Consider the following 12,364-nt stretch of genomic DNA (forward strand, 5'->3'; position numbering starts at 1 on the left):
TCGATTCACGCCGCGAGGAACGGGTGTACGGCGGCCGCGAACTCGCGGTAGCGATCACGGTGGATGCTGTGGCCACAGGAGAAGGCGGTGACCGTGCAGTCCGGGATGGCGGCGTACATGAGCGCCAGCTTCTCCGGATCGACCATGCCACCCGGCCCACCGCGCAGCACCAGCGTCGGCGCGGAGATGTCGGCGAGCCGATCCCACCACTCGGGGTTCGGCTTACGGAACTGCTCGAGCGCCGTCCCGGTCATGGACCGGTCGAAGGCGAGCACCGCGCGCGGATGCCGGACCAGGCTGCTGGTGGCGTGCCAGAGTTCGGGCACGGTCGGGAAGCGACGGGTCAGCCGCAGTTCCTCGGCGCCGGACTGCAACGGCAGCGGGCACTCCTCGATGACCAGGCGCCGGACCAGTTCGGGGCGCTCCTGCGCGACGCAGGACACCGCGTAGCCGCCGAGCGAATGACCGACCAGATCCACCGAGGTCAGTCCCAGGTGATCGGAAAGCTTCGCCACGTCGGCGCCGAATTCGTCGAACCGGTACGAATCGGTGTGCGCGCTGCGGCCGTGGCCGCGCAGATCGGGGATGATCACCCGGCGGCCCGCCTGCACCAGGGTCCTGGCGAACCGATCCCAGGTATGGCCGTCCCCGCCCATGCCGTGCACCAGGATCACGGGCACGTCGGCGGCCGTGCGCGCCCCGGAATCCCGGTAGGCGATCCGCACGTCGCCGAGCGCGACTCTGTTCACCGTGAGATCCACGATCTCCGAGGATACTGGGGCTGTCGCAGGCAGACCGGTGACTTGTTGCACGGATCACCTGAGCCGGGCGACACAGCGGAGCGACCGGGGATGCGTGTCCGGAAAATGTCTGGCGAATCCTGTTGTACCGCGAAATACTCCGCCCATGCCGTCTTTCGCGGACTACGACCGCAGGAACTATCGCACCGTCGACGTCGCCACCGGATACGACGGATGGGCGCCGACCTACGAACAGACCGTGCTGGACAAGATGGACCTTGCGCTGCTGACCCAGCTGCAACGGCCGGAATGGGCGCACGTGCGGCGGGCCGCCGACCTCGGCTGCGGGACGGGACGCACCGGCGCATGGCTGCGTACGCAGGGGATCTCCCATATCGACGGTGTCGATGTGAGCACGGGCATGCTGGAGCTGGCCAGGGCGCGTGGCGCACACACCACGCTCACCGAGGGGGACGCGCGCGACACCGGACTGCCGAGCGGCAGCTACGACCTGGTGATCGCCTCGTTGATCGACGAGCACCTGCCCGACTTGGCGCCGTTCTACGCGGAGGCGTGGCGATTGGCCGCACCGGGGGCGCGCTGTGTCCTGGTGAGCTTCCACCCGCAATTCATGATGGTGACCGGGATGCCGACGCACTACACGCCCGCCGCCGGGGCGCCGGTGGCGATCAGCACGCACCTGCATCTGCTCAGCGAGCACGTCACGGCGGCGCTGGACGCGGGGTGGGTGCTCACCGAACTCACCGAGATGCTGGTCGACGACACCTGGCTCGCCGCCAAGCCGAAGTGGGCCGAGCTGCGCGGGCAGCCGTTCACCATGGCGACGGTGTGGACCAAACCCGCCTAGGGGCGGCAGTCGACGGGGCTAGTCGTACAGGCCTTCGGCGCGCCAACTCGCGTCCTGGTAGACGAGCAGCAGCACCCGGACATCGGACGGCGCACCGGCCAGCTGCACCTGCGCGCGGGCGATGAAAGCGGTTGGTGCATCGTCTTTTTCGGCCGATTCCGGCGCCCACCAGCGTTCGTCCACCGGCCACGGCCCCGCCCACCCGGTCAGCTGCCACTGCCTGCTGCCCCAGTGCAGCCGGGCGGGGTCGGCGCTGAACATGGCGCGCTCGGTGACCAGGACCGGGGCGCCGTCGGCGGCTTCCAGGCGCACCGGCGGCCGGTTCACCAGGATCAGCGCGGGCGCAGGCTCGGGCAGTCGGCCCGGCCACGGCAGGGACGGGTCGGCGGCGGGGACGGGTTCGTCGCCGAGCGCGACCATGGTGATGCGCTCGGCGGGACCGCGGCCCCCGCTGAGCACGCCGATCCGCACCGCTTCGCCGCCGAGCAGCCCCTGCACCCGGATCAGCGCGCGCCTCGCCCGCTCGTCCTCCTCACCGACACCGCCCCACAGCCCGAGCTGCAGCGCGCCGGCGGCCACCACTTCGACGGGCGCCAGCCGCAGCACGGTGATCGGTGCGGTCGGCCGGTCACGCCGGGTGAGCCACCCGTCCAACTGCCAGCGCACCCGGTCCGCCGTGCCCTCGGGGGTCAGCGGCTCGGCGCAGCGCCAGATGCGGGAAAGCTCCTCGCCCGCATCGGTTTCCGCGACGATCGACAATCGGGTGCAGGCCAGCCCGGCGGCCGAGAGCGCGCCGTGCAACTCGGTGGCGAGCAGGCGGCCCGCGAAGGCGGCGGCATCGACCCGCTCGATCGGCGGGTCACAGCGGTGAGTCACGGTGAGATCCTTGGGCGGCTGCCGCGCGGCGGGCGGGCGCTCGGGAAGCGCCCGCGCACAGCGGTGCGCGAGCACGGCGTCGGCGCCGAACCGCGAGGCGACCTCGACGGCGGACAGCGCGGCGAAATCACCGATCCGGCGTAAACCCAAGCGGTGCAACAGATCAACCAGGTCGGCGCGCTCCGGCGCGGCCAGGCTCGGCTCCACCGCGAGCTCCCGCACCGGCAGCGGCGCGAGAAACCGCGCACCAGCACCGGCAGGCACGATCGCGGCACGCCTGGCCGCGATCACCGCCGTGGACAACTCGTCGGCAATGCCGATCTGCGACTCGACTCCGGCCGCGGCCGCCGCGTCGACGAGCCGCTCCGCCGCCACCTCCTCGGAACCGAAAAACCGTGCGGCACCGCGCGCCCCGAGCACAAGCAGCCCGGGCCGCAGCACCTCGACCCCCGGCACCGTCGCGTCGACCACCGCGACCACCGGCTCGAACAACCGCGCGTCCCGATCCGGATCCGCCTGCGCGAGAAACACCTCAGGACACCGCGCCTGCGCCTCCCTTCGCTTCAACCCCCGCCGCACGCCATCGGCCCGCGCGATCGCCGAACAAGCGATCACCCGATTGGCGAACAACACCGCCACCGGCCGCGTCGCAGGCACCTGCGCCACCGCCGCCGCGGCCACCGCAGGCCAATCCGGACACCACAGCGCCAACACCCGTGCCGCACCTTTCGGCGCTCCAGGCCGAATCACGATGCCCGGCTGGCCACCGCAGGTCCGCCCGATCCACCACAGCCGCACCTGTTGTCGGTGTGCGCAGTGGCTCGCCCGCAGACCCGGCCCACCGTCGTGCTCGGTCGGCGCTGGTCGTTCACGACGCGACCTCCCTGGTGGCGACGGTTTCGGCAGTGCGCGTGGAGGTTTCGCGGCGTACCCATTCCACGCGGCCCGCGTCCGTGCTCAGGTCGAGGCGGCCGCGCCGGGGTTGGCTTGCTTTGCCGCGCACTTCGACCTCTAGCCCGAGAGAGCGCAGCCTGCCGCGACCGTGTCCGAGACCCGCGTAGCCCGCGATGCGCGCGTCGAGCTGTACTGCGGCGCCGGGCCAGCGGCCGTCGGTGACCACGAGGGTGGCGCCCTTGTTGCGGGCGCGGGCGGCGATCACTCTGGTGCGTGCTGGTGCGACGGCGGTGCCGCCGAGACCGAGCACGACCAGGTCGAGGCCGTCGAGCAGCACGGCAGCCACCTCCACCGGGTCCGGGCCAGGATCGGCGATCACGGCCAGTCGTTCCAGCTGGGCGCCCATCTCCACCGCGGCGAGCAGACCGAGTCGCGGCACCCCGACCACGGCGGCGTGCCCACCGTCCGCCGTCACCGCGGCGACCAGTCCAGCGAGCAGCGACCTGGCCCCCGTGTAGGCAACGACAGACCCTTTGGCCAGGCCACCGCCGGGCAACAAGCTCGCGAGCGCGGGCGGCACCGCGAGCGACTCCCGGCGCAATGCGGTGTCGAGTGGCATCCGCTCGGCCGCCGCTTCGCCGCGACCGGGGATCGCCGCCATCCGTTTGCGCAGTTCAGCCAGTGTCGGCGGCGGCCGATCCTGCTCCTCCTGCGAGGTCGCGTCCGAACCCATCTCTCTCACCTGCTTTCCACGATGGACCCGAGGCGATGCCTGCGGAACTGCCCTCATGGCGGAGAAGTCAGCACCGATTCAGCTATCGATTCGTATCGAATATACGTTCGAATACCTGCTCAGTAGAAACCGACCCCCGAGTTCCCGTCAAGAGCCCACCCCGCGCCCCACCATTTCGAAACGATGCCGTTGTAAATCGAGCGGCGCCTCGCCCGATTCGTGTCCGCGCCCGCGAGCACGCACGGAGATACAGACGCGACCGGTCATGAATCAGGCCAGCTACCCCCGATTTCCGCTACCCTCGCACCGTGACCGAACGCGCTCGTCCCATTGTCGGCCCCGACTATCTGGTTGCCGGCCGCTACCGCCTGCAGTCGAAGGCAGGTGGCGGTGGCATGGGCGCGGTCTGGCTCGCGCACGACCGGCTGCTCGACCGGGATGTCGCCATCAAACAGGTCATCTCGACGGCGGACCTCGATGAGGCGCAGGCCAACGAGATCCGCAGCCAGATCATGCACGAGGGCCGGGTCGCGGCCAAGCTGTCGCACGAGCACGCGATCGCCGTGTACGACGTGGTGCTCGAGGCAGGCGAGCCATGGCTGGTGATGGAGCATCTGCCCTCGCGCAGCGTCGCCAAGGCACTCGCGCTCGTCGATACGCTGCCGCCGATCGAGGTGGCACAGATCGGCGCGCAGGTCGCCGACGCATTGGTTGCCGCGCACGCGGCAGGCATCGTGCACCGCGACATCAAACCGGGCAATATCCTTGTCGCCGACCGGGGTTCGATCGTCGGCATGGCCAAGCTCAGCGACTTCGGCATCTCCCGCGGCGCGGGCGACTACGACGACGAAGGCGTGATCGTCGGCACCCCGGCCTACTTACCGCCCGAGGTGGCGCGCGGCGCGACACCGACCAGGGCCAGCGACGTATTCTCGCTCGGCGCAACGTTGTACACCGCGATCGAGGGGCAACCGCCGTTCGGTCTCGACGAAGACAGCGATGTGCTGGTGCATCGCGCGGCCATGGCGCAGATCATTCCGCCGACCCGCAGCGGGATGCTCACCGAGGCACTGCTGCACATGATGGAACCCGCACCGCAGCGCAGGCCGACGATGGCCGAGGCCAGGGACGAAATCCTTACTGCGGCTTTCGGGCCTGGCACCGGACCCTACATTCTCGGCGCCCCGGTACGCACCGAAGACGGCACCATTCCGGCGTGGGCAGCCCGCAATTCGGCATCGGGCCTGCGCAGCCCGCACTCGACCCCGCTGCCACGCCCGCACCGCACCCAGCCCGGCGCCACCGCGGCCCCCGCACCGCAGCGCACCAAGGCACCGCAGCCGAGCAACGCCCCCCTCGCCATCGCCGTCGGCCTGCTGATCGGCCTGATCATCATCATCGCGATCATCGTCGCAGTGATGTAGAACCCACTCAATCAATGCGACGGCGGTGGGCCCAACGGGTCAACGCGTTGCGGTTGGACTGCTGGGTTTTGCGAAGCACGTTGGAGGCGTGCGTTTCCACCGTCTTCACCGAGATGAAAAGCGATTCGGCGATCTCCCGATAGGTGTAGCCGCGAGCGAGCAAGCGCAGCACCTCGAGTTCGCGTGGCGTCAGCGAATCCAGTTCGGGATCGAGCGGCGGCTCCGGCACCGGCGACTTGCCGGTGAACGAGTCGAGCACGAAACCAGCGAGCCGAGGACTGAACACCGCGTCGCCACCCGATACCCGCCGGATGCCGTCGGCCAGCTCGGAACCCGAAATCGTCTTGGTCACATAGCCTCTGGCACCGGCCCTGATCACCGCGATCACATCCTCAGCGGCATCGGACACGCTCAACGCCAAACACACCGGCCCGCTGTCGATGCCTGCCAGCACCGCGACCCCACCGCCGTCCGGCATGTGCACGTCGAGCAGCACCACATCCGGTTTCGCCGCATTGATCCCGGCGATCGCCTCGCCGACACCCCCGGCCTCACCAACCACCTCCATGTCGGTCTCCCGACTCAACTCCGCCCGCACACCCGACCGGAACACTGCGTGATCGTCCACCAGAAAGACCCGCACGCTCCCCCGCCTCTCCGCGTTTTCTGCCGGCCGTAAGAGCCGCACTGGTTTGTCACCGGGCCGACGGCCAGGCACTGCGTCCGGTTCTGGACGTACCCGACGAGTTACCCATGTGCTCACGAGACCAGTAGTCACGGTGGCATAACTCCGAGCCTCCGCCACATTACGGCACACGCGAACCTTCCGGTACCTCAACGGAAACCGCCTCAGAATCCATCTCACGCTCACCGGAATCCGTGCGCGGCATGATGATTCGCACCTCGGTGCCGCGACCGGGGGTGGACATGATCTCCACCTGCCCGCCGCGCCGCTCGATCCGGCCGCGAATGGATTTCGCCAGCCCCTGCCGGTCCTGCGGCAGCACGGCACTCGTATCGAAACCGGCGCCACGATCGCGCACGAAGATGCTCACCTGATGCGGTTCGGTCTCGGCGAACAGGTCGATCTCCGGGACACCGGCATGCTTGGCGGCGTTGACCAGCGCCTCCCGGCTGGCGCCGAGCAGCGCGGTGAAATGCTCCTTCGGCAAACCCGAACCGGTCTCGCCGATGTCCATCGTCACGTCGCCGACCGTCACCGGCGTCACCTTCACCCCGTGCTGATCCTCGACTTCGCCTGCGATGGTGCGCAGCGCGGCGGCCAGGCTCGACTGCGCGGGACCGGAATCCTCGAACAACCACTTGCGTAGTTCCCGCTCCTGGCTGCGGGCCAGCCGCAGCACCTCCTGCGGGTCGTCGGCCTGACGCTGGATGAGAGCCAGCGTCTGCAGCACCGAATCATGCAGGTGTGACGCGATTTCCTCGCGTTCCTCGTTGCGGATGCGGGCCGAGCGCTCGGCGTTCAGCGCCCGCATCATGCGCAGCCACAACGGCACCGTGAGCAGTCCGGCGCCGATCAGCGAGACCGCCACCGCGAGCAGCGCCGACCCGAGCGAGCTCAGGTCGATCCTGGCCAGCACCACCACACCGAGCCCGGCCACGATCAGCGTGCCGCCGGCGACGACCCGCGCCCACGTCACCACCGAGGGGCGCGCAGGCAGGCCGAGCAGCGAGCGTGGTCCGTCGGCGTCGTACTCCCGCCACACCAGCGCCGCGCCGATGGCCACCACGATGATCGGGGCGATGACACTCGCCGCGGTCCCGCTGACCATCCAGGACACCGCGACGGCGAGCCCGATCCCGAGCAGGGCGAGCCCGATCGCCTGGCGTCGCTCCGCCGCGGGCGCCTTCGCCACATCGGCGCCGCCCGAGGTGAAGATCCACAGCAGGCCGTACGCGACGATGCCTGCGCCGAACGCGGAAAGCAGTACGAAGGCGATCCGCACCTTGAACACGTCGATGCCGAGGTGATCGGCGAGACCGCCCGCGACGCCGCCGATGATCCGGCCGCCCGAGCGGCGCAACATCCGCGCGGGTGGCGGCCGCCCCGGATCGAACACCGGAGCCGGGCCGAAGCCGCGGGTGGCCTCGAATCCGCGCGCAGCGTCGAACCCCCTGGCGTCGAACGAGGGCGCAGACGGGTACATCACTCGATAGTGGCATGATCCGACGACAGCTAGCTATCAGGAATCACCCTGATCTCTGTCTGCCATGGCCTTGCCCGCTGTCCACCATCGCACTGACCGGGTGGTCCAAACGGATCAGGTTATTTTTCAGGGTTCCCCCCGATGTGCGGATGTGCTGGTCAGGCACAGTATGAGAACCATGACGAAAACGAGCTTCGGGGATCAGCTCCAGCAGATGTGGCGCACGCGTCCGGTGCGGTTGCCTCGGCAGGGGCCGGTTGCCGGCGTCGCTGCCGGGTTCGCCCAGCGCTACCACGTCGACCCGGTATTGGTGCGGGTGGCGTTCGTAGTGTCGGCGATTTTCGGTGGCGCCGGGATCGTCCTTTATCTGCTGGCGTGGCTGTTGTGCAGCGAGGCAGGGGACCAAGCGTCCGCCGCCGAGTCGTTGGTAGGTAAGGGACACAGCTCGCAGTCGCAGACCAAAACGATCGTGTTGATCGTCGCGCTCGCCATCGCGGTGAGCACGATGGGTCCGATCGGGGTCGGCCTCGGCGGCTCCAGCGTGATCAGCATGGCCTTGATGCTGGCGGGCTGGTGGATGCTGCACCTGCGCCATCCGGAACCGCCGCCGGGCACCACCAGCGAATTCAGCGAATTCACCATGGACGGCGGCGGGCTCATGGCGACCGGCTACCCTGGCGCGGTCTTCCCGCAGGGTATGCAGCGGACCGCCGCGTACGAGCCACCGACCACCGTGTACACCCCGTACACGAAACTGCCTGACACCTATGTCCCGGAAGCACCTGTCCCGTCGAGCGACGCCGAAACCGCTGTGCTCCGCCAGGATTCGATGCAGAGTGGCGACGCGGACACCGTTTTGCTGCGCAAGGATCCGACCGAGGCCGAAAGGGCCGACGCACCAGGTGAATCCGACACCGGGTTGCTCAGCAAGGGCACCACCGAGGTGCACCACAGCACACCTCCGTCCGGTCCGACGACCTCCGGCGGCACCGCGCAGACCCAGAGCTCTTCCGGCAGTACAGCATCGGCCGACCTGTCCGGTGCCACCGTGTCGGGTGATCGCCCCTCCGGCGGCGCGACCGCATCGGTCGACGCCTCGCCTGGCCGCACTGACACTCCGTCGCTGAGCAAGTCCGGCCCTGACCGCCAATCCCTTTCCGGCACAGGACCATCTGCAGCACTGGCGCAGCCTGCTCCGACCTCCCTCGGCCGCACCACCCCGCCGTCCTGGGATCCGCTCGGCGTCGCCCCGCTCGCCTGGGACCTGCCCGAACCCACCCCGGTCCGCACCATCGTCGCGCCGCCACCCAAACGCCAACGCTCCCGGCTGACCCCGGTGATCATCGGCCTCGCCATCCTCGCCGCCGCAGGCGCGGGTGCGGCAGCCGCCTCGGGTGTCGACTGGATGACGCCGGGCCGGGTCGCTGCGGTGGCGTTGGCGGTGATCGGCCTCGGCCTGGTGTTCGGCGCGTTCCTGCGCCGCGGCTACGGGCTGCTGGTGCTGACCGCCCCGCTGGCCGGATTCGTGCTGCTGGCCACCGCGATCGGCCCGATCGACATCGACCGAGGCGCGATGGGCGACCACACCTGGGTGCCGACCACGCTCACCGACCTCGACCCGCAGTACCGGGTGAACATGGGCTCGGGCACGCTCGACCTGCGCCAGCTGAACCTGACCGAGAATCGTTCCGTCGATATCGACATCAGGATGGGTGACTTCCAGCTGATGCTGCCCCAGGCCATGACGGTGCACACCACATGCACGGTGAACATGGGCGACGGGTGCGTCAGCGGCACCACCGGCCCGAACACGCCGGGCACCCCCGTGCTCAACCTGGATATCGACGTCCGTGCAGGCAACGTGGCGGTGCACCGTGGCTGACAAGTCCTACAACGAAGCGACCGACTCGAAGCGCGGTCCGTCCCTCTCGCTACTCATCATCGGCCTGCTCGCCCTCGGCGTGAGCGCATGGGCCTTCGTCCCGGAGCACTGGCCGGGCAGCTCGGTCCCGGTCGGCTGGATCGCCGTACTCGGCGCCATCCTCATCGGCATCCTGCTCGTGGTGTCGCCACGTAAACGCCGTTGATCGACCGCACAAAAATGGCCCGTCTGCACGACGGGCCATTTTGTTGCGTCAGTTAGGGATTCACTCCCACTCGATGGTGCCCGGCGGCTTGCTCGTCACATCGAGGACAACCCGGTTGACCTCGGACACCTCGTTGGTGATCCGGGTGGAGATCCGCTCGAGCACCTCGTAGGGCAGCCTGGTCCAGTCGGCGGTCATCGCATCCTCGCTGGAGACCGGGCGCAGCACGATCGGATGACCGTAAGTGCGGCCGTCGCCCTGCACGCCGACGCTGCGCACGTCCGCGAGCAACACCACCGGGCACTGCCAGATCTGCTTGTCCAGCCCGGCCGCGGTCAGCTCCTCGCGCGCGATGGCGTCGGCCTGCCGGAGCGTGGCCAATCGATCCTCGGTGACCTCACCGACGATCCGGATGGCAAGGCCTGGCCCGGGGAACGGCTGACGGGCGACGATCTCCTCCGGCAGCCCGAGCTCGCGGCCGACGGCACGCACCTCGTCCTTGAACAGCAACCGCAGCGGCTCGACCAGTTCGAACTCCAGGTCGTCCGGCAGGCCGCCGACATTGTGGTGGCTCTTGATGTTCGCGGTGCCGCTGCCGCCGCCGGATTCGACGACGTCCGGGTAGAGGGTGCCCTGCACCAGGAATTCCACCGTCGGCGCCGCGCCGTCGCCCTGCTCGAGCACGACCTCGGACACCGCGTCCTCGAAGGAGCGAATGAACTCGCGCCCGATGACCTTGCGCTTCTCCTCGGGATCGGTGACACCCTTCAGCTCACCGAGGAACTTGTCGACCGCGTCGACGGTGACCAGCTTGGCGCCGGTCGCGGCGACGAAATCCTGCTGCACCTGCTCGCGCTCGCCAGCCCTCAGCAGGCCGTGATCGACGAACACACAGGTCAGCCGGTCGCCGATGGCGCGCTGCACCAGCGCGGCGGCCACCGCGGAGTCGACGCCACCGGACAGCCCGCAGATCGCGTGCCCGTCACCGATCTGCTCGCGCACCGCGGTGACCAGCGAGTCGGCGATATTGGCCGGGGTCCAGGTGGCGCGGATGCCGGCGAGCTCGTGCAGGAACCGGCTGAGCACCTGCTGCCCGTGCGGCGAGTGCAGGACCTCAGGGTGGTACTGCACGCCGGCCAGGCGACGTTCCCGATCCTCGAACGCGGCGACCGGTGCGCCCGCGGTGGTGCCGGTGACCTCGAAACCGGCCGGAGCGTCGGTGACCGCGTCGCCGTGGCTCATCCAGACCGGTTGGATGGTCGGCAGGCCGCCGTGCAGCAGGCCGCCATCGATGTTGATCTCGGTGCGGCCGTACTCGCGCGTTCCGGTGTGCGCGACCGTGCCGCCGAGCGCCTGCGCCATCGCCTGGAAGCCGTAGCAAATGCCGAAGACCGGGATGCCGAGATCGAACAGGCGCGGGTCCAATTGCGGTGCGCCCTCGGCATACACGCTCGACGGGCCGCCGGAAAGAATCACCGCGAGTGGCTGCTTCTCGGCAATCTCCTCGACCGTGGTGGTGTGCGGAATCACCTCGGAGAACACACTGGATTCACGGACTCGCCGCGCGATCAGCTGGGCGTATTGCGCGCCGAAATCGACGACGAGGACCGGTCTCTGTGTTTGCGCCACCGGCACAGTTTAGTGAGCGCGCTTTGTGGCAGAACCATCGGCACAGCACCTCGGTCGCGGCCGGCTCCAGCAAGCAATGAGACGAGCCAGCAAATCCCACCGCGCGCCCCCGTGCCGCTGGTTATCCTCGTGCTCGTGCCATTCGCCCGCGCGATCGACGCCGACATCCACTACGAGGACAGCGGCGGGAGCGGCCCGGTGGTGCTGCTAGCACATGAATTCTTCATGGACCGGACGATGTTCGCGGCTCAGATGGCCGCGCTGGCACCGGAATTCCGGATCGTCTCCTGGGATGCCCGCGGGCACGGGCGCACCAGGGACGAGGGACTGCCCTTCACCTATTGGACCGCGGCCCGCGACGCGTTGACCGTGCTCGACCACCTCGGTGCCGAGCACGCCGTCGTCGGCGGCACGGCGCAAGGGGGCTTCACCGCGTTGCGCACCGCCCTCATCGCGCCGGAACGGGTGTCTGCGTTGATCCTGATCAGCACCGAGGCCAACGGTCCGACACCCGAGCAGTCCGACGCCACGCACAAGTTCCTCGACGAGTGGTACGACGACGGCTCCCGCCAGCGGGCGGCCCACCAGCTGGCATCCTGGTTGATCGGCGACGACAACTGGTTCCGCACCATCTGGACCACCCGCTGGCTGCTTCGCGACTGCCGTGGCATCGAGGTCGCGGCGGGCTGCCTGCTCAGCCGCGATTCGGTGCTGGAGCGGCTGTCCGAAATCACCTGTCCCGCCTTGGTGATTCATGCCACGGACAGCGGCATCCCGCCCGATCGCGCCAAACAGCTGACCGAAGGCCTCACCGGCGCAAGCTATGTCGAGATCGCCGGTGCCCGCCTCGCGGTCACCATGACGCATCCCGACCCGGTGAACACCGCCATCCGGCGGTTCCTGCGCGAGCGGGTCACCCCGACCCACGCCCGCTGAGCGGCAGTG

The 12,364-nt window shown here is 69.3% G+C and carries 11 protein-coding genes; 5 read left to right on the forward strand and 6 right to left on the reverse strand.

Going from position 1 to position 12,364, the window contains the following annotated elements; translation table 11 throughout:
- Window positions 1–5: 5 nt before the first annotated feature.
- Window positions 6–761, reverse strand: a complete 756-nt coding sequence (locus NA11_RS21035) for an alpha/beta fold hydrolase (protein ID WP_069163663.1) — start codon at window positions 759–761, stop codon at window positions 6–8.
- A 145-nt stretch (window positions 762–906) separates the two neighbouring features.
- On the opposite strand from NA11_RS21035, the gene NA11_RS21040 reads away from it, so the two are divergent.
- Window positions 907–1,608: a class I SAM-dependent DNA methyltransferase gene (locus NA11_RS21040; protein ID WP_069163664.1), complete on the forward strand. Its 702-nt coding sequence runs from the start codon at window positions 907–909 to the stop codon at window positions 1,606–1,608.
- 18 nt (window positions 1,609–1,626) lie between these two features.
- Here NA11_RS21040 and NA11_RS21045 read toward each other — a convergent pair whose 3' ends face one another.
- The gene (locus tag NA11_RS21045) at window positions 1,627–3,234 is read right to left on the reverse strand and encodes a DNA polymerase Y family protein (protein ID WP_439957085.1); all 1,608 of its coding nucleotides are present in this window, start codon (window positions 3,232–3,234) and stop codon (window positions 1,627–1,629) included.
- A gap of 118 nt (window positions 3,235–3,352) precedes the next feature.
- The gene (gene imuA', locus NA11_RS21050) at window positions 3,353–4,111 is read right to left on the reverse strand and encodes a DnaE2-dependent mutagenesis accessory factor ImuA' (RefSeq protein WP_069163665.1); all 759 of its coding nucleotides are present in this window, start codon (window positions 4,109–4,111) and stop codon (window positions 3,353–3,355) included.
- A gap of 308 nt (window positions 4,112–4,419) precedes the next feature.
- Here imuA' and NA11_RS21055 point away from each other — a divergent pair, with 308 nt between their 5' ends.
- A complete protein-coding gene (locus tag NA11_RS21055) occupies window positions 4,420–5,535 on the forward strand; it encodes a serine/threonine-protein kinase (RefSeq protein ID WP_069163666.1) in 1,116 nt (371 codons plus the stop codon).
- A 7-nt stretch (window positions 5,536–5,542) separates the two neighbouring features.
- Here the strand turns inward: NA11_RS21055 and NA11_RS21060 are convergent, their stop codons facing one another.
- Both NA11_RS21060 and NA11_RS21065 read right to left on the reverse strand, forming a co-directional pair.
- Window positions 5,543–6,178 carry a response regulator gene (locus tag NA11_RS21060; RefSeq protein ID WP_069163667.1) on the reverse strand — a complete coding sequence of 212 codons (636 nt, stop codon included), beginning with the start codon at window positions 6,176–6,178 and terminating at the stop codon, window positions 5,543–5,545.
- Window positions 6,179–6,341: 163 nt separating this feature from the next.
- Entirely contained in the window at window positions 6,342–7,703 is a 1,362-nt protein-coding gene (locus NA11_RS21065) for an ATP-binding protein (RefSeq protein WP_084654877.1), read from the reverse strand.
- 178 nt (window positions 7,704–7,881) lie between these two features.
- On the opposite strand from NA11_RS21065, the gene NA11_RS21070 reads away from it, so the two are divergent.
- Window positions 7,882–9,585 carry a PspC domain-containing protein gene (locus NA11_RS21070; RefSeq protein WP_141717741.1) on the forward strand — a complete coding sequence of 568 codons (1,704 nt, stop codon included), beginning with the start codon at window positions 7,882–7,884 and terminating at the stop codon, window positions 9,583–9,585.
- The gene (locus tag NA11_RS21075) at window positions 9,578–9,790 is read left to right on the forward strand and encodes a hypothetical protein (protein WP_069163669.1); all 213 of its coding nucleotides are present in this window, start codon (window positions 9,578–9,580) and stop codon (window positions 9,788–9,790) included. The genes NA11_RS21070 and NA11_RS21075 overlap by 8 nt, the downstream gene beginning before the upstream one ends.
- A gap of 60 nt (window positions 9,791–9,850) precedes the next feature.
- On the opposite strand, the gene guaA is transcribed toward NA11_RS21075, so the two are convergent.
- The gene (guaA, locus tag NA11_RS21080; RefSeq protein ID WP_069163707.1) at window positions 9,851–11,419 is read right to left on the reverse strand and encodes a glutamine-hydrolyzing GMP synthase; all 1,569 of its coding nucleotides are present in this window, start codon (window positions 11,417–11,419) and stop codon (window positions 9,851–9,853) included.
- 135 nt (window positions 11,420–11,554) lie between these two features.
- Between guaA and NA11_RS21085 the strand changes: the two genes are divergently transcribed.
- Window positions 11,555–12,355 carry an alpha/beta fold hydrolase gene (locus NA11_RS21085; protein WP_069163708.1) on the forward strand — a complete coding sequence of 267 codons (801 nt, stop codon included), beginning with the start codon at window positions 11,555–11,557 and terminating at the stop codon, window positions 12,353–12,355.
- Window positions 12,356–12,364: the final 9 nt, after the last annotated feature.

Source organism: Nocardia altamirensis NBRC 108246, assembly GCF_001612685.1.
GTDB classification, from domain to species: domain Bacteria; phylum Actinomycetota; class Actinomycetes; order Mycobacteriales; family Mycobacteriaceae; genus Nocardia; species Nocardia altamirensis.

Bases quoted from the DNA above. Each gene is read 5' to 3' on its own strand.
- NA11_RS21040 (WP_069163664.1), top strand. From the start codon at position 907: ATGCCGTCTTTCGCGGACTACGACCGCAGGAACTATCGCACCGTCGAC.
- imuA' (WP_069163665.1), bottom strand. From the start codon at position 4,111: ATGGGTTCGGACGCGACCTCGCAGGAGGAGCAGGATCGGCCGCCGCCG.
- NA11_RS21065 (WP_084654877.1), bottom strand. From the start codon at position 7,703: ATGTACCCGTCTGCGCCCTCGTTCGACGCCAGGGGGTTCGACGCTGCG.
- NA11_RS21070 (WP_141717741.1), top strand. From the start codon at position 7,882: ATGACGAAAACGAGCTTCGGGGATCAGCTCCAGCAGATGTGGCGCACG.